Below are 25260 nucleotides of genomic sequence, written 5' to 3'. Positions count from 1 at the left end.
CGGAACATGCAATTCTGCGGCCAAACAGGAAAGAGATGCGGTCCGTCCTGGGCTCTAACCAAGAGTGACCGCAAGCCAGGCTTCCGGACATTGTTGGACATAAGGAGATCAGATCATGCGCAGATTTCTCGCCGCGCTCGCCATTGCCTGCGCGGCCACACTTCCCCTTGCCTCCCCCGTCGGCGCTGCTGATTTCGACTTCCCGAAGGATTTCAAGGAACAGAAAATCTCCACCAATGGCACCGAAATCTACGTCCGCACCGGCGGCCACGGCCCTGCCGTCGTGCTGCTGCACGGTTATGGCGAGACGGGCGACATGTGGGCGCCGCTGGCACGGGTGCTGGAAAAGAATCATACCGTGATCGTGCCGGATCTGCGCGGCCTCGGCCTGTCGTCGAAACCCGCCGGCGGCTTCGACAAGAAGAACCAGGCAAAAGACGTCGCTGGCGTGCTGGCGGCGCTGAAGATCGACAAGGCATCACTCGTCACCCACGACATCGGCAACATGGTCGGTTTTGCCTTCGCCGCTCAATATCCTGAAAAGGTGTCGAAATTCGCGCTGATCGATGCTCCGGTACCGGGTGTAGGGCCTTGGGAGGAGATTCTGAAGAACCCGCTGCTCTGGCACTTCCGCTTTGGCGGCCCTGACATGGAACGGCTGGTGAAGGGCCGCGAGCGCATCTATCTCGATCGTTTCTGGAACGATTTCTCGGCGGCACCTGCCCATTTCGATGAAAAGTCACGCCGCCACTACGCGAGACTCTATGCGCTTCCGGGCGCCATGCATTCCGGTTTCGCCCAGTTCGCCGCCTTCGATCAGGATGCGATCGACAATCGGGCCTTCCTCGCCAAAGGCAAGCTGGCAATGCCGGTACTGGCCATCGGCGGCGAGAAATCCTTCGGACCGCAGATGGCCGTGATCATGCGCTTTGCGGCGAGCGATGTCCGCGAGGGGATCGTGCCCGATTCCGGCCATTGGATCATGGAGGAAAACCCCCAGGCGACCATCAGCCTCGTCACTGAATTTCTGAACAGCAAGTGAGCATCAAACGCTGGTCTGCATCCTGCGGCCTGCGCCAACACAAGAGGAGACCCAGATGAGACTTTCAACCACATTCCAGACGCTCGCGCTCGCCAGCGTCTTGACGCTGTCAGGACTCGCCGTCGCGCAGGCGGATTCTTCCGGTGAGAGTGTGCAGCCGGTATTCAAGCACAAACTGCCCAACGTCGAGGGCAAGAGCCTGGTGGCCTTCGTGGTCAGCTATGCGCCCGGCGGCACATCGCATGCCCATCACCACGCCAAATCAGCCTTCGTCTATGCCCAGGTCCTGACCGGCTCGATCCGCAGTAAGGTGGGCGATGCACCCGTCAAGATCTATCACGCCGGCGAGAATTTCTACGAGAACCCAGAGGAAGCGCATCATACCAGCGAAAACGCCAGCAAGACGGAGCCGGCCAGCCTATTGGCAGTGTTCGTGGTCGACAGCGATGACGAGAAGCTGACGGTGCCAAGCGACGAATAAAACCACCCAATCCCGGATAGAATAAATAAAGGCCGGCCGACGGATCATCGGCCGGCTTCCTTATCGAGGGTTTCATCTCAAACCCTACAGATGGCGATCCAGGCGGCGAAGCTGTTGATGAAATTGCCGAAGAACTCCTTCGATTTGTCAGCCAGTCCACCATCTTCACCGAACAGGGTGGCGACATTGCCGACATAGGCTTCCGGCTGCTGCATGGTCGGCATATTGAGAAAGACCAGCGATTGCCGCAAGTGATGATTGGCGCCAAAAGCCCCCATCGCTCCCGGTGACACGCTCATCACAGCCGCCGGCTTCCTGTCCCAGACACTTCTGCCATAGGGTCGCGAGCCGGTGTCGATGGCATTCTTCAGCACCCCGGGCACGGACCGGTTGTATTCCGGCGTGACGAACAGCACGGCATCGCAGCCAATGACCACTTGCCGGAATTCCGTCCAGGCCTGCGGTGGCCGGCCTTCGTCGTCGAGATCCTGGTTATAGAGTGGCAGCGTGCCGATCTCGACGATCGATAGTGCGAGCGTGTCAGGCGCCATGGCAATCAATGCCCCAGCGGCACGGCAATTGAAGGATTGCTTGCGAAGGCTGCCGATCAGCACGGCGACTTTTGACGTTTCCGGCATGGTCATTTTCTCCTGACCTGGTTTTGGAATGTGCGAGCTTCAATCAGCGACCGTCAGCACGATCTTGCCCTTGCGACGCGGACGCTGACCTTCGAGCATCTCGTGGGCTATGGCCGCGTCGGCAAGCGGCAGGACATCGCCGACATTTGTGACGAGGTCGCCGATGTCGACTGAGGCTGCGATATCGACCAGCTGCGCCGTGGTGACATTGACGAGGAAAAACCGCGCCTCGATGCCATGGGCGATCGCCAGTTGCTCATCCGGTTGGGAAACTGCGGAAACCAGCCTGCCGCCTCGCCTGAGCACGGCGAACGAACGCCGCTGCGTATCGCCGCCGACGAGGTCGATCACGGCATCGATATCATGGGCGACATCTTCGAAACGCTGGCTGGTGAAATCGATGCAGACATCGGCGCCGAGCGCCTTGATCGCCGCAAGATCGGCGGTCGCAGCCGTAGCAATGACCTTCAGCCCTGCCTTGCGGGCAAACTGCACGGCATAGGCACCCACATTGCCCGCACCTCCCTGGATCAGGACGCTTTGTCCGGGCGTCAGCTTTGCGTGCTCGAACAGCGCCTGCCGCGCGGTGACCGCAATCACCGGGATCGATGCCGCTTCGACATCGCTGATGGTCACCGGCTTTTTGGCGATCATGCCGGCAACGGCAACCGCATAGTCGGCATAGGCGCCGGTAAAGCGCGGATTGGTGACGCCATAGACCGCATCGCCTGGCCGGACATGCGTCACATCCGGTCCAACGGCCTCGACAACGCCAGATATATCGGAGCCGAGCGTCAACGGCAGCGGCTGTGGCAGGGCGCTACGGCCCGAGCGGATCCAGCCATCCCAGGGTCCGACGCCGGCCGCTTTGACCTTGACGAGCACTTCTCCGGCTGTGGGTTTGGGCCGTTCAACCTGCACCATACTGATCACGGCCGGCGGGCCGAATTCGTTGACCCGGCAGGCCGTCATCGTCTGTTTGCTGGTCCCGGCGGATTCGCCGCGCGGTTTTTCGGTCATGTCCATCCAACCCTCCTTAGTGATTGCCTTTTCTGGCCCGAGGAGTGGAGAGATTCTTGTGTGTTTGCGCGTAGAATTGCCCGTTTCCGCTGGGAAACTTCCGTATGGCTCAATGGGCGCTGTCGGGAGCGGCGTGGTTTGCCAGCCACTCATGTGGCTCGAGGCCGGTTGCCGCCTTGAAGGCCTTACGAAAAATGCTGACTGGAAGCCCGCATTCCCGCGCCACAGCTGTGATGGTAATGGCGCCGTCCGGATTGGCTCTCAACAGCTCCTTTGCCCGCACTTCTTGCCATTGTGCGAGCCGGTAGCCACCATCCGGCAATCTTTTCTGCCGGCCATAGGCTCGGACGACGTGCGACGCGACGGCAACTGTCACATGGTCGATGAAAAAGGCATTCCCGCCGGTGACCCTGTCAAAGCAGGGCAGCAATGATGAACCCAGGCCGCGGATCACCGGATCGTCAATGCCCACGCCGGGGTTCTGGCCGATCGCTCCAACCGTCCGATGGCCTTCCATGTCGGCGATCGAATCGAGCACCCGTCGGGGCAGATAGAAATGCAGCGACCGGAACGGGCTGACACTGTTGGCAATCGGATTGGATTGGAGATCGTAGATGCAGGTGGTTCCGGCAATCAGCGGCTCGGTGTCGACCCATTTGTCATCGATCTGCATCCCATGTTCTGGGCAGGTCCTCAGCTGCAGCGTAACCAGCAGGGCATCCTCGCGCGAAATTGGTTTTGTCAGGCCATTGTTGGCCACGTCGCATTGGATCAGCGTGGCGGCGATATCGGAAGATCCCAGTGCCTTGGTGACGAAGACCGGCGCCCGCTTGAGATGGAAACTGTCGCCCAGCCGCTGGCCGAAAGCGCCCTGACTTGCCATCATGCGCTCCTGGAATAGGAGACGGTCGAGCCATTGGCGCGCCGCCACGCGCCGGGACTGGCCCTGGTGAGTTGAGTGAAGATCCGGGTGAAATGGCTTTGGCTGGCAAAACCGCAGGCCGCGCCGACTTCTGCAAGCGACAGCCTGCTCTGGGCAAGCAGGCTCTTGGCCTGCTCAATGCGATGCAACTGCAGCCAGGCATGCGGTGACAGGCCCGTCGAGCGACGGAATGCGCGGCAGAAATGCCGCTGCGACAAGCCGCATTCCCGCGCCAGGTCGACGATCGCCAATTCGCCCGCCAAGCGGGAAGCCAGCAGCTCCGTCGACCTTCGCTCCTGCCAAGGCGAGAGCCCACCCTTGATTACCACCTTTTCAACGCCCATGCCGCCATAGGCCTGAGCGACGTGCGCTGCGATTGCCAGCGTCATATAGTCGGTGAACACCTGGCCGACCTCTTCCGGCCGCACGAACGCCGCCGCAAGAGCGCCGATCAGGCCGCGCATCGTGTCATCGACGACGCCGGCTCCGGGTTGATAGGCAAGATCGCCGATGCGCGTGACGTCGGTATCGTCGGCAATGGCATTCAGGACGACGCGCGGCAGATAGAAGTGCATCGAGTGGAACGGCTTGTCGAGGAGGACGACCGGATCGCGCTTGAGGTCGTAAAGGGTCGTGTCCCCGGCTCTAAGGTTGCTGACTGGTGCTGCGCGACCATCCTCCCAATATTGGTGGTTCGGGAAGTCCCTGAGCTGGAGCGTGACAAGAAATGCATCCTCAGCGGGAATATTCTTCGACAGGAAGTACCCGCTTTCGTCGGAGCGGATTTCGGTGATCGCCAAGTCGGCTTTCTTGAAATTCCGGGAAATGATGGTTGGAACCGCTTCGAGGTTGAAGCGCGAACCAAGTTTCTGCCCATACGCACCATTCTCCTGCATCGACGGCGCCTTCTGTCAGCGTTCATTGAAGGTTTCGGCACGGAAATTAAACGAGAATTCGGCCCACGCCAAACCCAAACCGGCCAATAAGCCCAGACTAAACGTCAATTTTGGCAGTATGAGAAAAAAATGCCGGTTTTTTGATATTCAATTTCGGGTCAACAAATGGATCAAATCCTTTGTCCACATGTCCTAGCTGCCACGAACGGATTTGGAGCAACCTCAGTAAGACGCCTAGCCTGTGAATGCCGCCCCGCCGGGTGTGAAGCGGTTACGTTAAATTCGCAGCAGGCGCCCGAGATCGGCCGCTGCAGTAACTGGAGCAAATCCGGTGGCACGAGGGATTCCCGTTTTTTGTAAATCATGATTCACTCCCTTCATGACGAAGCGCCGCCTGCCCATGGCCGAGCATGCCGACACGCTGTCGCTGAAGGCGCTGCGGGAGCTCGTGACGAGAACGACCAGCTCAGGATCGAGAACACCCGGCTGAAGGTCGACAACCAGCTTCTGCGCGACGAGATTGCGCGGCTGAAGAACCTGCCGCCGCGCCCGCCGTTCAAGCCATCGGGCATGGAACAGGCGACCAGCGACAAGATGGTTGCCGGCAAGGAGAAGCCTGCGCGGCGTCGCGGGCCGAAGGGCGACACCAAGCGCGTCATGCGCACAGAGGTACTGCCTGCCATCGCCCCACCCGGATCGCGCTTCAAGGGCTATAGGGATTGCGTGGTGCGGGATCTGATCGTGCGGCCCGATGTTGTGCGCTATCGTCGCGAATGCTGGGTGACGCCGGACGGACATACGATCATTGCGCCGCTGCCAGCAGGTGTAAAGGGCGGCTACGGTGCCAACCTGCGGCGCTTCTGCCTGATGCTCCACAGCCATGGGCAGGTCACGACACAGCGTTTGACGACCCTGCTCAACGATGTCGGTGTCGAGATTTCCAAACGCCAGGTCATCCGGTTTCTGACGCAAGGGCTGGATGGCTTTCATGCCGAGGATGCCGCTGTGCTGCATGCTGGCCTGGTCTCGGCGCCCTTTGTCACGGTCGACGACACCGGCGCCCGTCATGGCAACCGCAATTTTCATACGACGCAGATCGGGGGCGAACATTTTTGCGCCTTTCGCACGGCACCCTCGAAATCGCGGCTGAACTTTCTGGCCCTGCTGCGCGGCAACTATCAGGACTATGTTCTCAACGATGCCGCCTTCACCTTTCTGGAAGACCGTCAGGTCGACCCTGCCCTTCTGACGCGGTTGAAGACACGCCAACCGCGGCGGTTTGCCAATCAGGTTCCGTTTCTCGAGTATCTGGCCGCCAATGGTGTCGACATCTTCGACAAAGAAATAATCCGCCCGTTTGCCGAGGCCGGCATCTGGGGCGCCATCCGCCATCATGGTCTGGTCGGCAATGCGGTGATTGTCTCCGACGATGCCGGACAGTTCCGCGTCGGCACCCATGCGCTGTGCTGGGTCCACGCCGAACGGTTGTTGCACAAACTGATGCCGGCGACACCCGGCCAAGTACGGCATGTCGAAACCCTGCGGGATCTCATCTGGCGCTTTTACAAGGCCCTGAAAGCCTATCAGCGAAGACCCGATCCGCGTGCAGCCCGGGGCATTCAGGCCCGGTTCGATCGGATTTTCTCGCTGCGCACCGGTTATGGCGACCTCGACAAACTGCTGTTTCGACTGAGCCGCCGCAAGGCAGAACTGCTGCGGGTTCTCGAGCGGCCTGAAACCCCGCTCCATACCAATGCGTCGGAAAGAGATCTGCGCGGATTTGTCATCAAGCGAAAGATTTCCGGCGGCACGGTCAGTCGCAACGGTCGCCAAGCGCGCGACAGCATGCTCGGCCTGATGAAGACCTGCCAAAAGCTCGACCTGTCGTTCTGGCATTATCTCGGCGATAGGTTGGGCATCGGCGATGGCGGTCATCCTATTCCACCACTCCCCTCCCTGGTTGCGGCACGCGCCTAAGGCGTTTGGCCATGGTCTCACCACCATGCTTTTCCCCGTGAGATCTGCTGATTGTGTCGGCACGGCCAACAAATTAGCCCCGCTTACGCAGCAGGCTAGAGATGGGCAATTTCGACAAATCGTAAGACATTGAAATCATGGTAAATGATTTGCTAAACGAACGCTATCTCATAGTTAGAGTTCATTACCGGCCGCTTTTGATAAATTGATGGCTGACCATCGATAACTATCGCTTATCGATGGTAGATTGATTTTGAGGGGCAAATCAGAAAGAATCGGGGCAAATCCCGGTCTCAGAGGCCGCCGAAACCCGCGATTTTGGAGCGCCCGTGGTCAAACCCAAAAAATTACTGACCGCCGTCGAGCGACGCGCCGAAGAGCTCGACACGATTGCCGCCGTCCTGCCGCTCGAACGGCGCGACGAACTCGCCGAGCTATTGACCGACCGGGATGTCGAGACGCTACGCCATCTCGTCAACCAGGGCATGGGCGACAACACCTTGCGGGCGCTGACCTCGGATCTCGCCTATCTCGAAGCCTGGGCGCTGGCTGCCACCAAAAAATCGCTGCCATGGCCGGCACCCGAAGCACTGCTGCTGAAATTCGTCGCCCATCACCTCTGGGATCCGCAGCGCCGGGAGAGCGATCCCGATCACGGTATGCCGGCCGACGTCGACGAAAACCTTCGAAGCCAGGGTTTTCTGAAATCAGTCGGTCCGCACGCGCCAGCGACGGTGCGCCGTCGGCTGGCGAACTGGTCGACGCTGACCAAATGGCGCGGCGTGGAAGGTGTCTTCGCCTCCCCTGCCCTCAAATCAGCCATTCGGCTGGCGATCCGAGCCGCGCCAAGACAACGTCTTCGCAAGAGCGCCAAGGCGGTCACCGGTGACGTGCTGGCAAAACTGCTGGCGACCTGCGCAACCGACGCTCTGTGCGATCTCCGGGACCGCGCCATTCTGATGGTCGCCTTCGCATCCGGCGGCCGCCGGCGCAGCGAGATCGCCGGACTGCGCCGCGAACAGCTGACCGTCGAGCCACCGATCCCGGTCGAGAATGGCGCCCCCCTCCCCTCGCTGGCCATTCATCTCGGTCGCACCAAAACCAGCAATGGCGAACAGGACGACGTTGTTTATCTCACCGGCCGACCGGTGGAGGCGCTCAACGCCTGGATGACGGCGGCGAAAATCGAGAGCGGGAGCGTGTTTCGGGCGATCGGACGCTGGGGAACCGTCTCGCGCCGCGCAATCGATCCGCAGTCGGTCAATGCGATTATTAAGCAGCGGGTGGCGATGGCCGGGTTGGAGCCGGTGGAGTTTTCGGCGCACGGGCTGCGGTCCGGCTATCTGACCGAGGCGGCGAACCGCGGCATCCCTCTTCCGGAAGCGATGGAGCAGTCTCGGCATCGCTCCGTGCAACAGGCTTCCAGCTATTACAACAACGCCACGAGGAGGAGCGGTCGGGCCGCACGATTGCTGTCGTGAAGGCCGAGCTTCTGCCGCCTCGATCGCTCGCCGGTTTTTTCAACTCCCAAACTCCCGGCGAATATCTCCTCCTCGCACTTACAGTTTTCGCGCGAAGTGGAAGACACCATTCCTCCGTAGCTGCCGCGAAGTGGAGACACCGCTGGCACCACCAGCGCATGCAAATTCAGGAGTTGCGCGAGCTTCTCTGAGCGACACGGTCACATATCGCCCCGCCCAACGCTCGGAGAAAACCGCAAGGAGCCGGACCGTTGATGCTCCCCGCCATGACGCAATCGACCATCTTGCTTCGCGAATCCAACACTGAGAGCGCGGCCGAGAGATCAAGCAGAGAGCGCGGTCGCCGGTTCTTGGGGTTGGTTCAGATGATGTCGACGAGGCTCACGCGAAGATCGTCGATCACGGTGGCAAGGCCCGGCGCTCCAATCAACGGCACAACACGTATTGCCGACAATTTCGAGATGGCGCGGTCAAAGACCGCGAAATTCGTATGTCCGTTCAGGCAGGATGGATAGGTGATTCCGTCCGGCGCGGACTGGTGCTCATGGAAAGCAAGCGACCATGCCCGAGCGAGCGTTTGGCGGGAGGATTTGGCGACATCCGTCGGCACACCCATCCTGATCGCGTGGTCCTCGCGAAGATCAACAAGGCGGAGATCAGCGATCGTCCCAATCTCCGCATAGCGCCGCGCAAAGATCTCTTTTTCCTCAATAGGCAGATCGCCGACGAGACCGTCTCGCCGATGACGCAGGACCGCGGCAGGGATCACTGAACCGGCTCGACGTCTTTCCATATCCCAAGGGATCGGAAAAGGCGCTCGCATAGATGCGTCCGAATCGACGACCGACAGGAATGATCTCGATATCGAGCTGGCAACTCTCGAAACCCAGGGGCGGGTTGCTTCCGGTCACTCAGCGAAAATCACCGCGGGCGACACCCTCGGCCGCTGCAATCACTTCCTCGTCCTGGCCGCGTTTCAGCGCATCGAGCCCGGTCCGACCATCCGGAGCGCCGTCCGGCGTGACCAGGAAACGGTAAACCGCCCACGCACCGCCCAAGATTTGGTGCAGCTTCGGAAGCCGCCGGCCGCGATCCCGTGCGGCGGCCAACGCTGCCTGAAGCTCGTCATCCGGCTCTGACGCGTCTTCCACCGGAAACGCATCTTGATGAGGCAGCGGCTCTTATTCAACGGCTGAAATTGTCTGCGCTCCGCCCAGCATGTCAGAAGCGAGCGCCCGCCGGTACTGCAACATGAATGTACTGGTCCTTCTCTCGAGATCGAAGCTCACGCATTCAAGTCGCCACGTCCTCGGAAAGCAAGAGCACGCTGCACTCTTCGCAATGCCTGCGATGGTCCAAGGGGAGCTAAATTGCTTCAGCGTCGCGCCCGAAGGCCAAAGCTTGGTGTCAGGCCTCCTCGAGGGTGAGTTGGTCAGCCGTCATGCTGCGGCCTGTTTGACGTCACAGGAGGGCTTTACGAAGCCGTGAATTTCACCGTTACGCCGCGCTGCCGAAAGTATGCCTGCATTAGCTTCCTACCAGAGCGGTTGTTCTGCACGAGCCTGGCCGGGTCGAATGTGGCCTCTTTCAAACCCGCGCGCGTCAACGCTGCCTTGAGAGTCGCGATTTGCACGTCGATGTCGGCATTGTCTGCCTGGAGCGATTCATAAATGCGATTTGTTGCATCTGCTACGGTCGGTTCACTCACTATTACACTCCTGTTGTTGTCTGGCTGGCGCTTGCCACATTTTTCGGCTTGACCCTATTGTGGTGAAAACTATGCACGTCAATGGGTGACGGTGGCTTGGAACATTGCGCCCGCTCTCGAAGATGCGGCACCAGAAGCAGCCCAGCTGGCACCACCCTTGCGGTCGACCCGTCACAGCAACTACGCGCCAATCGCAGACAAAACAAGGACTGACCCATTACGTTCGCTAGGGCATTCATTCCCGCTATGAGCAGCGGACATGCAATATCGATGAAGGAAGCCCGCAAACAGCGGGCCGTCTTCGTATGCTTGTTCGGAGGACGATGTCTTCGCGTCCGGTCGTGAAGCCGCACGTTTCTGCGCGACCGCAGTCTCGCGCTTGTCGATGACCACGCGGACAAAGGGCGTCGCGTCAGCGCGCTGGTGGCGCATGCCAAGCTGCAGCATCGCGCCGGACAGAACCATAAGGCGCAACAATTTTCTTGATGACGCCGTTGCCTTCGCCGAAGCGCATTGCTCGCGAGCCACGCAGAAATATCCGCGAGAGGAAAAGGCGAGGGTCGTTCCATCCGATGGCAAGCCCTGGGCACCGGATCGCCCATAGCTCTCCTTTCATTTGAGAGCGCTAAGAGACCGCTTGGGGCACCCAACCGGCCGTTGTTCGACTAGGCGACATCTTGTAGATTGCAGCGACACCTTGGAGATTGGAAACATGGCGCTCAAGCGGATGGACAACGTAGGAATCGTCGTCGAAGACCTCGGAGAGGCGATTGATTTCTTTCGTGAACTCGGCCTCGAGTTCGAAGGGCGGCCACGATCGAAGGAGAATGGGCCGGACGTGTCACTGGACTGGGCGATCAGCATGTCGAGATTGCCATGATGCGCACACCTGATGGCCACAGCCGGCTCGAGCTCTCGCGCTTCCTTAGACCTCCTGTCGTCGCAGAGCACCGGAACGCCCCGGTCAACGCGCTCGGTTACCTCCGCGTCATGTTCACCGTTGACAACATCGACGAGACGCTTGAAAGGCTGCGTGCGCGCGGCGCGCAGCTCGTCGGCGAAGTCGTCGAGTATAAAGACGTGTATCGGCTCTGCTACATCCGTGGCCCTGAAGGGCTTCTGATCGGACTGGCCCAAGAACTCAGCTGAGCGCAATGCAAAGACAAATGGGGTGGGAGTGATCAATGTCGGCGAGCGCATCCTAGGCCGGCCCGCCTGTTCGAGGCCCAGCCCTCAACGGTCTGCCGCCGCGTTCTCGCCAAGCGCGATTAGGTCGTCAACCCCGCGCCGGTCGCCCCGAAAGCCACCGTCAGCAACCTAAAGAGCTCGCGGACTTCCTGCCTCTACCGAGCAGGGTCCTGAAGTTCGACGAGGAAACCACACTCGCGCCAGATTTTAGGAAATCTAGTTCGGCCGTCCCAAGGGCGATATAAAAAAAGCATATGTTTTCAGTTCATTAGGTCTGTGGTCAGCTGACCACAGACCTCCCAAGGCCGATAAACCGCCGCCTTCAAGTTTTTGACCTCTGCGATCCTTGATTGGATCTCTGTGGTCAAAACCCTATCCAACCTTCAATCCCCCCTGCCCGTTGGCCTTCAGCAACGCCATTATCATCGGGCCAAGTGAGAACTCCCCACGCTCGCTACGCCGCGTAAGATCTCTCAAATAACCTCCAGCGGAGTTGATGAAATTTGCTCTTTCCAAAATGCAAGCGATTGCCGCCGCCGCCATTTCCGGCCCCATCGCATCGCATGCGTCCTGATAGGCCGACGGGCTTACCCCCAGCATTGATCGAACCACCACTGCGGCGGACATCAAATCTCGCCAGCCGGATATCACGCCGCCAGGCCCGTAGTCGCCGATGCTCGGGCATGCCCTCAGGACCATTCCTAGCGGAAACGCCTTCATCGGCTCGCTCTTCGGTGGGCGTATCTTACTCGGCATCGCGCCCTGCTCCTTTTCGGAGCCTGGTTCAAGTTCATTAGAGGATTTGGTATTTGAATTCTGTATGTGCTGCTCGCTATGAGCATGATTGGTGCTACTATTTCCCGAATTTTCCTGCATTTCCAGCCGATTAACTACCTCTTCGTGTAGCATCTGCATTTCTTCGAGAATCGAAGTGACGCCGGCAAGCGTCGGCACACGCGGGATTCTGCCCACAAGTGCCACGTAAACGTCCTCGACCTCTTGCCAGTCGCCCTCCAGGCCTTCTTCCATAGCTGCAGTGATTAGCTTCCGAACGTCGCGTCTGCAAATCGTCAGGCTCTCTTTGGCCTTCCTGAATGCGGCTCGATTGGCCATTACCTGTTGTGCCATAATCGCCAGCTCTTCGGACCGCGCGAGGAGCGGCGACAAGTCGAAGCCAAATGCGCTCTCGATCTGACCGGCGACATCCTTGCGAGCGTAACGCTTTCCGTTGGCGCTATCCTTCCGGAAGATTAATCCTGACTCCACGAGAATGGCCAGGTGCCTGCGCAAAGTCGCGCCAGCCATTCCATGCGCTCGAAGCGCAAGCTGAGCATTCGACGGAAAGACGATTAGCTGTGCGTCCTGACGCAACTCATTGTTCGGGTGAAAGCTGAGCAGTGCGTCGAGAACCGCGAGACTGTTGGACTGGATTCCAAGCAGTTCCATGGCGGCGGACGCATCTCTGAACACCTTCCACTTGTCTACAGTCTTGCCTTGCTTAATATCGGCTAACGCCTTCTGGCGCCGCACGAGCGCAAGCGTCATCGGCCGCCGCCCGAATGGCGTCGTCACACTTCCCGTCTGCATTGTCTTTCACCTTTTAGCAGGCAAAGGAAAACAACTCACCAAAACGGCGCTAAAAACTCTTGACGAGGATTCGAGGAAATGCGATTCTGTTCGTGCTAAAGAGACAGAAGGGCTTCCGCGACGGCAACGTTGAGGGGGCTCTTTCTTTTGCGGGTTACTCTCCCTGGTTACGTTGATGCTTTGCACGATGCGCTTGATAGAGCGCTGGCAAATGCTCGAGCACGAAGGCCGCAAAATCAGGCGTCGCCTTCCTGTCGATTGTGATTTCCAGTTTGGTTTTGCTCTGCGTCACCTGCGCAAGTCTGTCTCCGTCGGGGGTCGACATGACGTCCGGCAGTCCGCGTTCAATCCGACGAGGCTTCAGGTGGCCGATCACTGCCTTGAACCGATCCGCCGATGGCAGCACCTGCACCTCTTCCGCCGAAGCAAATCTTGTTGTGTCCGACGGAGAAGCTCCTTTCTCGAAAAGTTCTGCGAGTTGTTGCCAGCTTGGGCGCCCAACTCCCGGAGCGGCGCCAATAGCATCGATCAGTTCTGAGGGTAGGGCGTCGACAAGAAGAAGCATCTTCGACAAATTGCTCTTGTCGACCGACATGGCAGCGATGACGATCTCTCGCGGGAACTGCTTATTGAGCTGATGTGCGAATCGCGCCTTTTCGATGAAGGTCAGGTCTTCGCGCTCGTTGTTTTCCTGCCCCTGCGCTACAACCAGTTGCTCGTCTGTCAATTGACGAACGACCGCCTTAACGGGCAGACCCAGTTCTGAAACGGCGCGCAGCCGACGATGGCCGAAGGCGACCTGGTATCGACCGGGCCTATCCGGATGAGGCCTCACAAGGATCGGGACCTGCTGTCCTTGCTCACGAATCGAAGCAAGGAGCCCATCGATGTCTCCCTGCATGCGATCCTGGACGAAAGATGGCTCAATCGACGTGGCGTCCAGCTCTACAACCGCCTGACCTTCAGCGAGACGCCGTTCGATCTCCTCGGCACGGCCGAGACGATCATTTTGCTCGCGCAGAGCGTTACCAATGTTCGCCGTCAGTTTCGTCGCCGGATCGCGATCCTTCCTTGCTACGCCGAGAAGCGGCATTGCGCGGTTCTTTGCCGCTCTGTTGTCGGCTGCTGATATGTCGGGGGTGTCAGTTGAAACGTCAAGGAGGTGTTTCCGGCTCATGTGGGTCGACCCCATGCTCTTTTGATCAGAGTTTCGATCTCGTCGTTGACGGCGTTCATCGCTTCCAATGCCCGATCATAGGTCGACCGCGTAAACTGGCCACGCTCGACCTCGAAAAGCGTTTGATTTGTTAGGCCGGCGTCCGAAACCGCAGTGGTTTTAAGCATTGGGAAGTTGAGGACATTTTCGCCAAAGATCGATCGCAAATAGCCGACCATCTGGTTTTGCGGGCCATCGCTCGGTTCGAAGCGCGTTATCAGGTACCGCATCCAATTGAACTTGAATTTGGCTCCCGCGTTCTCGATTTCCCGCAAAAGACTCGATGTCATTGCCAGAAACTGGTTCATCGACATCACATCCAGCATCTGCGGGTGGACAGTGACAAGGATGGACGTCGCCGCCGTCAAAGCGGACAGCGTGAGATACCCCAACTGGGGAGGGCAGTCGATGACGACGACGTCATAGTTATCCGCAATATCTTCAATCACTTGGCTGATGCGACCATAAAAGAGCGTGTCGCCCTCTTTGCGGTTCATCAGCGCTCGCGGCGTATCGTGCTCAAACTCCATCAGCTCGAGGTTACCAGGGATTAGGTGAAGGTCGGGAATGTAAGTTCCTCGGACAACTTGCTCGATCGGTACCTGCTCATCATCGTACCTAATCGCACCATAAAGCGTTTCGTTCGGACCAACGTCAGTCTCCGGTTGACTTCCGAAGAGAGCCGAAAGACTTGCCTGAGGATCGAGATCGATTGCCAGGATCCGGTACCCGCGCATCGCTAGGTACTGTGCCAGATGCGCTGCGGTGGTCGTCTTGCCCGACCCTCCTTTGAAATTCATAACCGAGATAACCTGAAGCTGCTCGCTATCTCGACGATGCGGCAGGTAGCGCCGGTTCCCGCGGCCGACCTGATCCATGTGCTTTCGAATTGCATGGATATCTTCAATTGAGAACATTCGCCTGCCGCCCGGGCTCATGCTTAAGTTCAACTCTGGCATTTCCGACGCGGTCTGTCGTAGATAAGACTCACCGACGCCAAGTAGCTTCGACGCCTCGGACGGCGCGAATGTTCGAATGCCCTTTTCGGAAGTTGGTGGGAAGACTTTGAGATGATGTGCTTGAAGTTGGCTAGACAGGGCGTCGGCGTGACGCTCCATCAATGCGGTCAACCCTTCAACTACAGACGCTGTTTTCGCGGCGATCTTCGCCATCTCAAAACCCATTTCTTGCCAGTGGCGATATTTTTCGCGAAACCGGAAAAGTTTCGCCATTGGCAATAGGCGTCGATTCTGTTTTTTGAGCAAGGGCTTTTTGGTTAACGAAAGGTTAACAACTGAGAGGGCAAAGCTTCAAGCCAATCCGGTTTTACGTTTAAATTCACTAAGTTAGCAAGCGTCTCGTTGCAGCGTGTTCCTGGTCTGTTTTAGTGAATCTACGTGTGTACTGACCGCATTGTTGCGGAATTAAGACTCTCCTCGGAAGAAAGGCGGACGATTGCGGAGCGCGACTCACCCCAACCGACGTTGCAAGATCCGACAACTATCGCCCGATTCCGTTCTGCGCTGACTTTGGCCGACCAAGACCGTGCGACCAGCATTGCTGTAGTAGTCCCCAGTTTCAGCAGCATAGCCGCCTGCTTGCAATTCACGGGCTCACGTTAGCTGAGCCCCAATCTCTCGAAGACTTCCGGACAGAACTCGTACTGCCAGGCCGTTCCACGCCCTACCGAATTCTTCACGATCGTTTCCTGCAGAATGCCGCGTGCAACGAGCGGATCAATCGATTCCTTCGCTGTGTTGCGCGTCATCCCCGTTACCTCCTTGATATTTGCGAGGGTTAGCTTCTCGCCCCGTTGGTGCATCATGTAGAGCACCGTCATCATGCCGACCTGCTTCAGCCGCGACTGCGGCGTCTCTCCTTCGACGGGTTTGTCGAGAACCTCCTCCAGGGCGAGGACCGAAACCCGTTGGTTCTGCAGTTCTGGTTTGTGCGTGCTTGCCATCGGTCAAACTATCAGATATTTGATAGTATAACGAGTCGCGGTTTCGAGCCCCGCTAGGCTCCGAGCCGCGTCGCAGCTGTGAAGGGTGGTGATCATGAACAAATCTCTCGCAAGGGCATTCGTCGCTGCAGCCAGTATAACGTCGTTCTCTTTAGTTTTCGATAGCAAAGCGCGCGCTGACGACTGGGGATGCCAGGTTATCCTATGCCTTTCCAATCCAGGTGGACCCACGCAGTTTGCCGAATGCCGTCCTCCGATCGAAAAGCTGTGGAGCGAATTGGCAAAAGGACATTCTTTCCCGAGCTGCAGCGGCGCCGGATTCCAGATGTCTCGGCCTGGATATGAACCCTACTATTGCGATGAAGGCTATCGGCTGACGATTCGTTACGGCGACCATGGACAGGAGGCGAGCTGCGTCTCGACAACCCCGCAGACTGTCTCAGACAGCGAATGCTACTCTGACGCACGCAATTCGGGATCTTCTTCCGGATGGAGCTGGAACGGCAAAGACCGTCAATGCCAGCGTTATGTGACCGTGCAGCCGCATGTCCGCTCCCAACCGCGCTACGTCGATGTAACGATCGACGGGATCGGCCGCCAGCGGGTGTGGTACTGAGCATGCCAATCGTCTTTGTCGATATCGCACAGACCTGCGCGCCCCTGGTTGCCGCCGAGACGTTGGCAGCCGTGGTGAGCCTCGATAGCCGCTTCGCCCTCTACAACATTCGCATCAACAGCGGTGCGCCGCTCGCCAGGCAGCCGAAGTCGAAGGCCGAGGCGATCGAGATTGCGACGACGCTCGCAGCGGAGCGCCGTGACATTCAGCTTGGCCTCGGCGGTGTGGGGATAGATGAGCTTCGGAAGCTGAAGCTGTCGATCTCCGATGCATTCGACCCGTGCATGAACCTTCAAGCAACCGCGACACTGCTCGATGGATACTATCGGCTCGCGATCAAGGCTGGCGCCGATCCGAAGCGGGCAGAGCAAGTGATGCTGCAATCCTACTACGGCCGGGACGATCCCTCTATTGGTGCGATGGTCAAATACGACGAGCAGGTTCGCCAGGAAATCAAGCGGCTGGGCAAAACCCTTGCAAGCCTGACGATCGACGACGGCGAGCAGGGGAGGGGGCCAAACGAAGCAACGGCTGTAGACGCCGAGGGCGACGATCCGCCCGTCGATCAGACGGCGTCCGCGCCGGCCTGGGATGTCTTCAGTTCGCGGCGGCAGTCCTCCGTCCTCGTATTTCACAACAGTCAAATGGAGCAGATTGAATGACTTTCAGTTCCCGCATCCGCGCGATCGCCGCCTCCAGCCTGATGGCCGCCGCCATCGTGGCCATCCTGGTCGAGCCGGCTTTCGCGCAGGCGGCCGGCATCGAATCCGTGTTGCAAAACATCGTGACGATGCTGACCGGCAATATCGCCAAGCTCTTGGCTGTCATCGCGGTGATCGTAATCTGCATCGCCTGGATGTTCGGCTACATGGATCTGAGGAGAGCCGGGTTCTGGATCATCGGCATCGGCGGCATCTTCGGCGCGACCGAGCTCGTCAACACTGGAGGAAGATACCCTTTTCATCGCCTGCACCCGGCCGGCGATGATCGCGGGGGTGACGATGGAAGCCATGGGCATGAACATCATGCTCACGACCATTTTGTACATCGTCGCTGGCTCAATCGCCTACGCCCTGGTTGGGGTCGTCTTCCATCTCATTTTTCGTGCCCTCGTCAAGCACGATCACAACATGTTCCGCATCCTTTTGGCCTGGGTGGAAACACGCGGCCGGTCACGCAACAGCTTCTATTGGGGCGGGGCAACCGTGTCACCACTCAGGCTGGGTCGTCGATTCAATGAAAGGGATCTCGCCATTGCCTAGCATTGCGACATTGAAAGCTCGAGAGCTCGGACCTGAGACCTTCATCCCTTATGTGCGCCACGTCGACCCGTCGACGATCGCGATGAACTCGCGCACCCTGATGGCGATGATCGCACTCGAAGGCGTCTCGTTTGAGACTGCGGACGAGCTCGACCTCAACGCGCTGCATCGCGACCTCAACACGCTCTACCGGAACATTGCCGATGAGCGGCTTGCCTTGTGGACCCATCTCGTCCGTCGCCGGGACAGCGATTACCCCGACGGAACCTTCGCAACGCCTTTCTCGTCTGGCCTCAACGACAAATACCGCGAGCGCATGGTGCGTGAGGATCTGTTTCGCAATGACCTCTATCTGACGATCCTTTGGTCCCCGGCTCGCGACCCGGCCGACAAAGCAGCCAAGCTCCTATCGCGGCTACGACGGGCTCGTCGGGCGAATGTCGAAGTCGACGAGGAAGCGCTCAAGCAGCTCCACGACAAGGTCGTAGACGTCACCGCGGCTTTGAACCGCTTCGAACCACGCGTCCTTTCCCTCTACGAACGCGATGGCGTCCTGTTCTCGGAACCGAGCGAGGTGCTGCATCAGCTCGTTGGCGGTCGGAGGGAGCCAATTCCACTGACCGAGGGGAGCATCGCTTCGGCGATCTACTCGGACCGCGTCATCGTCGGCCGCGAAACGATCGAAATCCGGCATGAGGCGACGAGCCGCTATGCTGGTATGTTGAGCTTCAAGGAATATCCGGCTCGCACCAGGACCGGCATGCTCGACGATGTGCTCACCAGTCCTTTTGAGCTCATCCTGTCGCAATCCTTCTCCTTCGTCGCGAAGGCCGACGCGCGCACCATCATGGGCCGCAAGCAGAACCAAATGGTCAGCAGCGGCGACAAGGCGGCTTCTCAGATTGAGGAACTCGATGACGCGATGGATGATCTCGAGTCCAACAGGTTCGTGCTCGGCGAACACCATTTGACGCTTTGCGTCTTTGCCTCGGCGGTAAAGGAACTGACTGACAATCTCGCCAAGGCGCGTGCCAGCCTGACCAACGGCGGCGCAGTCGTCGCGCGCGAGGATCTCGGCCTAGAGGCGGCCTGGTGGGCGCAATTGCCCGGCAACTTCCGCTACCGCGCCCGCTCCGGCGCGATTACATCGCGGAACTTCGCGGCTCTGTCGCCCTTCCACTCCTATCCGATCGGACAGAAGGACGGCAATGAATGGGGTCCCGCCGTCGCTCTTCTGAAGACGGCTTCGGGCTCGCCATACTACTTCAATTTCCACTACGGCGATCTCGGCAACACGTTTGTCTGCGGACCATCGGGCGCCGGCAAGACCGTGCTGCTCAACTTCATGCTGTCGCAGCTTGAAAAACATGACCCACATGTGGTGTTCTTCGACAAGGACAGAGGCGCCGATCTCTACGTGCGCGCAGCCGGTGGCACTTATCTACCCCTCAAGAACGGAGTTCCAACCGGCTGTGCGCCCTTGAAGGCGCTCGATCTGACGCCGGAGAACAAGGTGTTCCTGGCCCGCTGGGTTGGCAAGCTCGTCCGATCGTCGTCTCGCGAACTGACCGTTACCGAGCTCCGCGATATCGCTGCCGCTATCGACGGCCTCGCCGACCTTCCGGTGGACGGCCGCACGATCGGCGCACTCAGGACCTTCCTCAACAACACCGATCCCGAAGGCATTGCCGCAAGGCTGCGGCGGTGGGAGAGGGGAGGCCCGCTCGGCTGGGTCTTCGACAACGTCATCGAGGACATCGGCCTCGGTGAATTTGGCCTCAGTGGCAAGTTCGTCGGTTACGACATGACCGATTTTCTCGACAACGAGGAGATCCGCACGCCGCTGATGGCCTACCTCTTCCATCGCGTCGAGCAACTGATCGACGGCCGACGCATCATCATTGTCATCGACGAGTTCTGGAAAGCGCTGCAGGACGAAGGGTTTCGCGATCTCGCCCAGAACAAGCTCAAGACGATCCGAAAGCAGAACGGGCTCATGCTGTTTGCGACGCAGAGCCCGCGCGACGCAATCGTCTCGCCAATCGCCCATACGATCATCGAGCAATGCCCGACGCAAATATTCCTGCCGAATTCGCGCGGCGATCGCGGCGACTATGTCGACGGTTTCAAGCTGACGGAGCGCGAATATGAGCTTATCGCGCGCGAACTCTCGGTCGAGAGCCGTAGGTTCGTCCTGAAGCAAGGCCACAACAGCGTCGTCGCCGAACTGAACCTGAACGGTTTCGACGACGAACTCGCCATTCTCTCCGGCCGGACCGCCAATGTCGAGCTCGCCGATGCGGTCCGTGCAGAGGTCGGCGATGACGTCACGGGCTGGCTTCCCGTTTTTCAGCAAAGAAGAAGGAGTGCGAACTAATGGCTTCCTATCGATTTCACGGTGTAGCACTTGCAGCAGCGCTAGTGCTTTCGGCTGGCACTGCGACAGGGCAGGGGATCCCGGTCATCGACCAGACGGCGATCGCCAAGGCGATCGAGAGCATCGCCCAACTCAAGTTGCAGCTCGACGCGCTCAATCAGCAGATCGAACAGGCGCAGCAGCTCTACGGTTCGCTGAACAAATTGACAGATATGGCAGATGTGGCGAGCGTACTCAACGACCCGGAGATCCGCAAGGCGCTGCCGCCAGATTTTGCCGCGATTGAAAGCCTGCTCAAGGGCGGAAGCACGGACACATTCGGCGACTCCGCTTCAAAATTTCTGCAGCAAAATTCGACCTATCGCACCAGCGCCGACGATTTTTACGCCCAGGAGCTCAACCGCATCCAGAACCAGAACGCCGGCCAGATGAGCCTCGGGCAGCAGATTTATGACACCGCGACCAAACGGATCGATGGCATAGACCAACTGAGGCAGCAGATCTCCACCGCAAGCGACGCCAAAGACGTCGCCGATCTGCAGGCACGGCTGCAGGCCGAGGCGGCGTTTCTGCAGAACGATGTCTTGCGAATGGAGGGGCTGAAAATGGTGCAGCAGGCACAGGCGCAGGTCGACGACCAACGCAAAGCCGAGGACTGGCGCCGGCGCATGGACGCGATGAAGGCCGCATTGCAATGAGGCAGCCTGGCTTCTCCCTCGTCTTTCTAGTGCTCGCCGCCTGCTCGGAGCAGGCCGAACGGTCCTACACTGTTGATGAGCTCATGGCAGACAACAAGCGGCTGTCCATGCTGATCCAGAAATGCCGCGACAATCCTGGAGAACTTGGAAACACCGTCAATTGCTTGAACGCGGAAGGCGCAAACTCGAGGCAGCGTTTCCTGCGGATGCAGCACTCGGTCGGAGGCTAAGCGGTGTATCAGGTCTTTAGCTTCGTCGACGGGCAGTTCAAGAATTCGCTGGAGACCTTCATCTCCTCGGGCACGTCGAACATCGCCGGCTGGGCCACCGGTCCGTTGACTGCAGCGGTCACGCTTTACGTCGTCCTGTACGGTTACCTCGTGCTCCGCGGCTCGGTCCAGGAGCCGATCCTCGATTTTGCCTTCCGGGCGATCAAGCTCGCCATCATCGTCATGCTGGTCAAAAACGCCGGCGAGTACCAGACCTATGTCACCAACATATTCTTCAACGTCTTGCCGCAGGAAATTGCCCAGGCTTTGAACTCCGGATCGGCGCCGAGTGCCTCGACCTTTGACGGCCTGCTCGACAAGGGTCAGGCGTCCGCAAGTGAAATTTGGTCTCGTGCCTCATTCCCAATAGACATCGTAACCGGCGTTGGCGGCATGATGGTCATCGGCGCAAGCTTCGTCGTCGCGGCGATCGGTTACATCGTCTCGCTCTATGCAAGGCTGGCGCTCGCAATCGTGCTCGCCATCGGCCCTATCTTCGTGGCACTTGCCATGTTCCAATCGACCCGCCGCTTCACAGAGGCCTGGATCGGGCAGCTTGCAAACTTCGTGATCCTGCAGGTGCTCGTCGTCGCGGTCGGCTCGCTGTTGATCACCTCGATCGATACGACATTCACGGCGATCGAGGGATATAGCGACGTCCTGATGCGGCCGATCGCGCTCTCCGCCGTCTGCCTTGCCGCCCTCTATGTCTTCTACCAACTGCCTAACATCGCCTCGGCGCTCGCCGCTGGTGGCGCATCGTTGACCTACGGCTACGGCGCGGCACGCGACGCGCATGAAAGCACACTCGCCTGGGCAGCCTCGCACAGTTTCCGTGCCTCCGGCCGCGGTATTCGCGCGGTCGGGCGGACATTCAGATCGAAGGGCACCGGCTCATGATGCCCTTCGCACGAACAAAAAGAAGGGCCTTCTCGCAATGATCAGACCAATACTGCTCCTGTGCACGGCAGCCGCTCTCAGCGGTTGCGCGTCGATGACCTATCCGCTCCCGAAATGCGACGGCTATTCGCGCCGGCCGCTCAATCGCTCGATGTGGCAGTGGGAGGACAAGAATAACATCGGTCAGAAGCATGCAGATATGCGCCCGGCAACCTCCTCTTCTGTGGCTGCCGCCTATACCCAAGAGGAATGGGAGCCGCCGGCCTTTGCCCACCTCGACATCGATTCTTCCTATCGTCGTTGCGAGGGGTAGCGCCATGGTAATGACGGATGATCTCAAGAGTTACTTCGAAAAGGCGCGGCGTTTCGATCAGGATCGTATGCTCCAGGTGGAGCGGTCGAACCGCATCGCCTGGTCGATCGCCATTGTCGCCAGCATCGTCGCCGGCGCTTCGATCTTCGCAGTTGCCGGACTGACGCCGCTGAAGACCGTGGAACCGTTTGTCGTGAGGGTCGACAATTCGACCGGCATCGTCGATGTCGTTTCGGCGTTAACGTCGAGCGCCGGAACCTACGACGAAGCAGTCACAAAATACTTCGCCGCGAAATACGTTCGCGCCCGCGAGGGCTATGTCTGGAGCGAGGCCGAAGAGAATTTCCGGACGATCGCCCTGTTGTCGACGCAAGCTGAACAGACCCGGTTCGCGGCAATCTATCGCGGCAGCAATCCCGAATCTCCTCAAAACATCTACGGTCGCGATGCCGCCGCCAGGATCAACATCGCGTCCATCTCCCTGATCAACCAGAATGTCGTTTCGGTTCGCTATATGCGCACGATCACACGCGGCGATGACGTCCGCACGACCCACTGGGTCGCAACGCTCACCTTTTCCTATGCCAACGTTCCCATGTCTTCGACGGATAGGCTGGTGAACCCCCTCGGCTTTGCAATCAGTGAGTACCGAGCCGATCCGGAGGCTATCAATTGATGCGAAACATAATCATTCTCGCTCTGCTCCTTGCAGGAACTGCATCGATGGCGTTCGCCCTGGAAATCCCACGCGGCGCATCGCAGGACAGCCGCGTACGCTTTGTCGAGTATCAACCCTTCAATATCACCCGTATCGTCGGTTCGTTGCGTTCTTCGGTGCAGGTCGAGTTCGCGGCAGATGAGGAAATCGCCCACGTGGCGCTCGGCAACAGCGTCGCGTGGGAAGTAGCGCCCGCCGGCAATATCCTCTTCCTGAAACCGCGCGAGCACCAGCCGGTCACCAACATCTCTGTCGTAACAACGCGCCGGGACGGATCTCCCCGCAGCTATCAAATGGAGCTGACCGTGCGAGACGGAACCGTGGAGGTCGGCCAGAACACGTATTTCTATGTCAAATATCGATACCCGGGCGACGAGGCAGAGCGCCGCCGACAGGCCGCCGCGGCTCTTGCGCTCGCTTCCCAAGCGAAGGAAGCTGACAATGTGCTGGCGATTCACGAGGCCTATGGACCTCGGAACTGGCGCTACTCCGCACAAGGCGCGCAGGCGCTGGAACCACAAAGCGTCTACGACAACGGCAAGATCACGACCTTCGCCTTTACCGGCAATCAGGAAATGCCGACCATCTACATCGAGAACTCCGATGGCTCGGAGAGCCTCGTTCCAAAATCGGTCGACGGCAATTTGGTGCTCGTCCACGCGATCAGCCGGAAGTTCATCCTGCGCAGGGAAGGGGATGTGCTCTGCGTCTTCAACGAGGCTTACGATCGTGTCGGCATCAATCCCAGCACCAACACGACCTCGCCCTCGGTCGAGCGCGTCGTGAAGCCCGACGCGACACAATAGGGGACTTGTCATGGTACAGGAAGACGAGAACCGTATACCGGGAGAACGCGCCGAGGTCGTCACCGGCAGGCGGATCGACAACAATCCCGTCCTGAAGCGCGGCGCCGTCGCAATCGCCGTCGTTGCTTTTGTTGGCTTCGCTCTATGGTCGATGAGCGGTGACCGGAAACAGCCGGAGAACGCTCAAGCCGAGCGCGTGGTCATTCGCCAGACGACAAACTTCGAACCCGCCAAGGAAAAGGTGCAACCGGTTCAGGCGGTACCGGAGGTAAAACTGCCGACCCCGGTCGTAGCCGAGGACAAGAAGCAGGAGGATCCTTTGCTCGACGCGGCGCGTCGTGCTCCGGTTATGGCCTTCAGCGGTCAGAAGAATGCAACTGCGCATCGGGAGAATCAGGATACTGTGACATCGCCGAATTCCACATACATGCCGCTCGACAGCAATGTTCAAAATTCCCAAACCAACAGCGAAGAGCAGAGGTTCAATGGGCTACTGAGGCCCACGCAGCTTGAGGGTTCACGTGCTGGCACGCTCGGCAACCGCGACTTCATCGTCGCGATGGGAACATCGATTCCTTGTGTCCTGGAGACCGCGCTGGCGTCCGATCAACCTGGTTTCACCAGTTGCGTGATCAACCGCGATGTTCTCTCGGACAATGGCCGCGTCGTGCTGATGGAAAAGGGCACCCAGGTCGTCGGGGAATATCGTGGTGGACTTCAGCGTGGACAAAAGCGTCTCTTTGTTCTGTGGAACCGCGCAAAGACGCCGAAAGGTGTCATCGTTATGCTCGCGTCGCCTGCCACGGACGCGCTCGGCCGCGCCGGCGTCGACGGCTACGTCGACACCCACTGGTGGGAACGATTTGGAAGCGCGCTCCTCCTCTCTATCGTCGGAGATGCGACGAGCTATGCAAATAGCCAGCTTCAAGACAGCAACGTCGACGCTCAGAACACGACAGGTACGGGTCAGCAGGCAGCGGCAATCGCTGTTGAGCAATCGATCAATATTCCTCCGACGCTCCTGAAACACCAGGGCGAACTCGTCTCGATTTTCGTGGCGCGCGATCTCGATTTTACCGGTGTCTACAGACTCCGGGTGACCGAGCCGAGAAACCGGATTCTCGACCGGGCGGTGCTGGGTGATTTCAGCCCGCCGTCGACGTTGGTGACGAAATAAAGTAG

The 25260-nt window shown here is 59.1% G+C and carries 24 protein-coding genes and 4 pseudogenes; 17 read left to right on the top strand and 11 right to left on the bottom strand.

The features are described 5' to 3' along the window. The first annotated feature begins 115 nt into the window (after positions 1-115). Positions 116-1042, top strand: coding sequence for an alpha/beta fold hydrolase (locus ACXHRN_RS27460; RefSeq protein WP_488642257.1), 927 nt, complete (start codon positions 116-118; stop codon positions 1040-1042). 55 nt (positions 1043-1097) lie between these two features. Continuing rightward, entirely contained in the window at positions 1098-1523 is a 426-nt protein-coding gene (locus ACXHRN_RS27455) for a cupin domain-containing protein (RefSeq protein ID WP_488642256.1), read from the top strand. A 77-nt stretch (positions 1524-1600) separates the two neighbouring features. Here ACXHRN_RS27455 and ACXHRN_RS27450 read toward each other — a convergent pair whose 3' ends face one another. From ACXHRN_RS27450 to ACXHRN_RS27435, 4 genes are all read right to left on the bottom strand, one after another. Then, complete coding sequence (locus ACXHRN_RS27450) at positions 1601-2161, bottom strand: NADPH-dependent FMN reductase (protein WP_488642305.1); 561 nt, start codon at positions 2159-2161, stop codon at positions 1601-1603. Between the two features lie 39 nt (positions 2162-2200). Beyond that, complete coding sequence (locus tag ACXHRN_RS27445; protein ID WP_488642255.1) at positions 2201-3187, bottom strand: NADP-dependent oxidoreductase; 987 nt, start codon at positions 3185-3187, stop codon at positions 2201-2203. Between the two features lie 103 nt (positions 3188-3290). Beyond that, entirely contained in the window at positions 3291-4067 is a 777-nt protein-coding gene (locus ACXHRN_RS27440) for an AraC family transcriptional regulator (RefSeq protein ID WP_488642254.1), read from the bottom strand. Then, positions 4064-4999, bottom strand: coding sequence for a helix-turn-helix domain-containing protein (locus ACXHRN_RS27435; protein ID WP_488642253.1), 936 nt, complete (start codon positions 4997-4999; stop codon positions 4064-4066). Before ACXHRN_RS27435 ends, ACXHRN_RS27440 begins: the two co-directional genes overlap by 4 nt. A gap of 379 nt (positions 5000-5378) precedes the next feature. Here ACXHRN_RS27435 and ACXHRN_RS27430 point away from each other — a divergent pair. Together ACXHRN_RS27430 and ACXHRN_RS27425 are read left to right on the top strand one after the other, a co-directional pair. Next, a pseudogene (locus tag ACXHRN_RS27430) lies at positions 5379-6976 on the top strand (IS66 family transposase). A gap of 329 nt (positions 6977-7305) precedes the next feature. Next, positions 7306-8457: a site-specific integrase gene (locus tag ACXHRN_RS27425; RefSeq protein ID WP_488642252.1), complete on the top strand. Its 1152-nt coding sequence runs from the start codon at positions 7306-7308 to the stop codon at positions 8455-8457. A 361-nt stretch (positions 8458-8818) separates the two neighbouring features. Here ACXHRN_RS27425 and ACXHRN_RS27420 read toward each other — a convergent pair whose 3' ends face one another. The 3 genes and pseudogenes from ACXHRN_RS27420 to ACXHRN_RS27410 form a co-directional block, all read right to left on the bottom strand. Further along, positions 8819-9226 carry an RES domain-containing protein gene (locus tag ACXHRN_RS27420; RefSeq protein ID WP_488642251.1) on the bottom strand — a complete coding sequence of 136 codons (408 nt, stop codon included), beginning with the start codon at positions 9224-9226 and terminating at the stop codon, positions 8819-8821. 142 nt (positions 9227-9368) lie between these two features. Then, positions 9369-9680: pseudogene (locus ACXHRN_RS27415) on the bottom strand (XRE family transcriptional regulator); the annotation flags it as partial. 251 nt (positions 9681-9931) lie between these two features. Further along, positions 9932-10168: a hypothetical protein gene (locus tag ACXHRN_RS27410; RefSeq protein WP_488642304.1), complete on the bottom strand. Its 237-nt coding sequence runs from the start codon at positions 10166-10168 to the stop codon at positions 9932-9934. A 709-nt stretch (positions 10169-10877) separates the two neighbouring features. Between ACXHRN_RS27410 and ACXHRN_RS27405 the strand changes: the two are divergent. Then, positions 10878-11314, top strand: a pseudogene (locus tag ACXHRN_RS27405) (VOC family protein). A gap of 411 nt (positions 11315-11725) precedes the next feature. On the opposite strand, the gene repC reads toward ACXHRN_RS27405, so the two are convergent. The 4 genes from repC to ACXHRN_RS27385 all read right to left on the bottom strand — a co-directional run bounded on the left by repC (position 11726) and on the right by ACXHRN_RS27385 (position 16119). After that, on the bottom strand, positions 11726-12940 hold the full coding sequence (gene repC, locus ACXHRN_RS27400; RefSeq protein WP_488642250.1) for a plasmid replication protein RepC: 1215 nt from the start codon (positions 12938-12940) through the stop codon (positions 11726-11728). 154 nt (positions 12941-13094) lie between these two features. Continuing rightward, positions 13095-14117 carry a plasmid partitioning protein RepB gene (gene repB, locus ACXHRN_RS27395; RefSeq protein WP_488642249.1) on the bottom strand — a complete coding sequence of 341 codons (1023 nt, stop codon included), beginning with the start codon at positions 14115-14117 and terminating at the stop codon, positions 13095-13097. Continuing rightward, complete coding sequence (gene repA / locus ACXHRN_RS27390) at positions 14114-15328, bottom strand: plasmid partitioning protein RepA (protein WP_488642303.1); 1215 nt, start codon at positions 15326-15328, stop codon at positions 14114-14116. Before repA ends, repB begins: the two co-directional genes overlap by 4 nt. A gap of 446 nt (positions 15329-15774) precedes the next feature. Continuing rightward, on the bottom strand, positions 15775-16119 hold the full coding sequence (locus tag ACXHRN_RS27385) for a MarR family transcriptional regulator (protein WP_488642248.1): 345 nt from the start codon (positions 16117-16119) through the stop codon (positions 15775-15777). Between the two features lie 94 nt (positions 16120-16213). Between ACXHRN_RS27385 and ACXHRN_RS27380 the strand changes: the two genes are divergently transcribed. The 12 genes and pseudogenes from ACXHRN_RS27380 to virB10 all read left to right on the top strand — a co-directional run bounded on the left by ACXHRN_RS27380 (position 16214) and on the right by virB10 (position 25255). Further along, positions 16214-16735 carry a hypothetical protein gene (locus ACXHRN_RS27380; protein WP_488642247.1) on the top strand — a complete coding sequence of 174 codons (522 nt, stop codon included), beginning with the start codon at positions 16214-16216 and terminating at the stop codon, positions 16733-16735. A 2-nt stretch (positions 16736-16737) separates the two neighbouring features. Further along, positions 16738-17397 carry a lysozyme family protein gene (locus tag ACXHRN_RS27375; protein WP_488642246.1) on the top strand — a complete coding sequence of 220 codons (660 nt, stop codon included), beginning with the start codon at positions 16738-16740 and terminating at the stop codon, positions 17395-17397. After that, positions 17394-17678, top strand: a pseudogene (locus ACXHRN_RS27370) (TrbC/VirB2 family protein); the annotation flags it as partial. The gene ACXHRN_RS27375 and the pseudogene ACXHRN_RS27370, both read left to right, overlap by 4 nt. Before the next feature lie 40 nt (positions 17679-17718). Then, positions 17719-17997, top strand: a complete 279-nt coding sequence (locus ACXHRN_RS27365; RefSeq protein ID WP_488642302.1) for a VirB3 family type IV secretion system protein — start codon at positions 17719-17721, stop codon at positions 17995-17997. After that, positions 17990-20374 (top strand): VirB4 family type IV secretion/conjugal transfer ATPase, encoded by a 2385-nt coding sequence (locus ACXHRN_RS27360; RefSeq protein ID WP_488642245.1) that lies wholly within the window; start codon positions 17990-17992, stop codon positions 20372-20374. The genes ACXHRN_RS27365 and ACXHRN_RS27360 overlap by 8 nt, the downstream gene beginning before the upstream one ends. Next, entirely contained in the window at positions 20374-21072 is a 699-nt protein-coding gene (virB5, locus tag ACXHRN_RS27355; protein WP_488642244.1) for a P-type DNA transfer protein VirB5, read from the top strand. Before ACXHRN_RS27360 ends, virB5 begins: the two co-directional genes overlap by 1 nt. Continuing rightward, positions 21069-21302, top strand: a complete 234-nt coding sequence (locus ACXHRN_RS27350; RefSeq protein WP_488642243.1) for an EexN family lipoprotein — start codon at positions 21069-21071, stop codon at positions 21300-21302. Before virB5 ends, ACXHRN_RS27350 begins: the two co-directional genes overlap by 4 nt. 3 nt (positions 21303-21305) lie before the next feature. Then, positions 21306-22241, top strand: a complete 936-nt coding sequence (locus tag ACXHRN_RS27345; RefSeq protein WP_488642242.1) for a TrbL/VirB6 family protein — start codon at positions 21306-21308, stop codon at positions 22239-22241. A 37-nt stretch (positions 22242-22278) separates the two neighbouring features. Then, the gene (locus ACXHRN_RS27340) at positions 22279-22554 is read left to right on the top strand and encodes a hypothetical protein (protein ID WP_488642241.1); all 276 of its coding nucleotides are present in this window, start codon (positions 22279-22281) and stop codon (positions 22552-22554) included. 4 nt (positions 22555-22558) lie between these two features. Beyond that, on the top strand, positions 22559-23230 hold the full coding sequence (locus ACXHRN_RS27335; RefSeq protein ID WP_488642240.1) for a VirB8 family type IV secretion system protein: 672 nt from the start codon (positions 22559-22561) through the stop codon (positions 23228-23230). Next, positions 23230-24078: a P-type conjugative transfer protein VirB9 gene (virB9, locus tag ACXHRN_RS27330; protein WP_488642239.1), complete on the top strand. Its 849-nt coding sequence runs from the start codon at positions 23230-23232 to the stop codon at positions 24076-24078. The genes ACXHRN_RS27335 and virB9 overlap by 1 nt, the downstream gene beginning before the upstream one ends. A gap of 10 nt (positions 24079-24088) precedes the next feature. Next, on the top strand, positions 24089-25255 hold the full coding sequence (gene virB10 / locus ACXHRN_RS27325; protein ID WP_488642238.1) for a type IV secretion system protein VirB10: 1167 nt from the start codon (positions 24089-24091) through the stop codon (positions 25253-25255). Positions 25256-25260 lie beyond the last annotated feature (5 nt).

Source organism: Shinella sp. OV683 (assembly GCF_057787725.1).
The sequence above is the reverse complement of the archived record's forward strand: the minus strand, read 5'-3'. Positions and strand labels throughout refer to the sequence as shown.

What these genes read in the sequence shown, in the direction of transcription:
- ACXHRN_RS27440 (WP_488642254.1), bottom strand. Translation starts at nt 4,067, where the DNA reads ATGATGGCAAGTCAGGGCGCTTTCGGCCAGCGGCTGGGCGACAGTTTC.
- repB (WP_488642249.1), bottom strand. Translation starts at nt 14,117, where the DNA reads ATGAGCCGGAAACACCTCCTTGACGTTTCAACTGACACCCCCGACATA.
- virB10 (WP_488642238.1), top strand. Translation starts at nt 24,089, where the DNA reads ATGGTACAGGAAGACGAGAACCGTATACCGGGAGAACGCGCCGAGGTC.
- ACXHRN_RS27435 (WP_488642253.1), bottom strand. Translation starts at nt 4,999, where the DNA reads ATGCAGGAGAATGGTGCGTATGGGCAGAAACTTGGTTCGCGCTTCAAC.
- repC (WP_488642250.1), bottom strand. Translation starts at nt 12,940, where the DNA reads ATGCAGACGGGAAGTGTGACGACGCCATTCGGGCGGCGGCCGATGACG.
- ACXHRN_RS27380 (WP_488642247.1), top strand. Translation starts at nt 16,214, where the DNA reads ATGAACAAATCTCTCGCAAGGGCATTCGTCGCTGCAGCCAGTATAACG.
- repA (WP_488642303.1), bottom strand. Translation starts at nt 15,328, where the DNA reads ATGGCGAAGATCGCCGCGAAAACAGCGTCTGTAGTTGAAGGGTTGACC.
- ACXHRN_RS27450 (WP_488642305.1), bottom strand. Translation starts at nt 2,161, where the DNA reads ATGCCGGAAACGTCAAAAGTCGCCGTGCTGATCGGCAGCCTTCGCAAG.
- ACXHRN_RS27385 (WP_488642248.1), bottom strand. Translation starts at nt 16,119, where the DNA reads ATGGCAAGCACGCACAAACCAGAACTGCAGAACCAACGGGTTTCGGTC.
- ACXHRN_RS27460 (WP_488642257.1), top strand. Translation starts at nt 116, where the DNA reads ATGCGCAGATTTCTCGCCGCGCTCGCCATTGCCTGCGCGGCCACACTT.
- ACXHRN_RS27375 (WP_488642246.1), top strand. Translation starts at nt 16,738, where the DNA reads ATGCCAATCGTCTTTGTCGATATCGCACAGACCTGCGCGCCCCTGGTT.
- ACXHRN_RS27340 (WP_488642241.1), top strand. Translation starts at nt 22,279, where the DNA reads ATGATCAGACCAATACTGCTCCTGTGCACGGCAGCCGCTCTCAGCGGT.
- ACXHRN_RS27350 (WP_488642243.1), top strand. Translation starts at nt 21,069, where the DNA reads ATGAGGCAGCCTGGCTTCTCCCTCGTCTTTCTAGTGCTCGCCGCCTGC.
- ACXHRN_RS27365 (WP_488642302.1), top strand. Translation starts at nt 17,719, where the DNA reads ATGATCGCGGGGGTGACGATGGAAGCCATGGGCATGAACATCATGCTC.
- ACXHRN_RS27335 (WP_488642240.1), top strand. Translation starts at nt 22,559, where the DNA reads ATGGTAATGACGGATGATCTCAAGAGTTACTTCGAAAAGGCGCGGCGT.
- virB5 (WP_488642244.1), top strand. Translation starts at nt 20,374, where the DNA reads ATGGCTTCCTATCGATTTCACGGTGTAGCACTTGCAGCAGCGCTAGTG.
- virB9 (WP_488642239.1), top strand. Translation starts at nt 23,230, where the DNA reads ATGCGAAACATAATCATTCTCGCTCTGCTCCTTGCAGGAACTGCATCG.
- ACXHRN_RS27445 (WP_488642255.1), bottom strand. Translation starts at nt 3,187, where the DNA reads ATGGACATGACCGAAAAACCGCGCGGCGAATCCGCCGGGACCAGCAAA.
- ACXHRN_RS27455 (WP_488642256.1), top strand. Translation starts at nt 1,098, where the DNA reads ATGAGACTTTCAACCACATTCCAGACGCTCGCGCTCGCCAGCGTCTTG.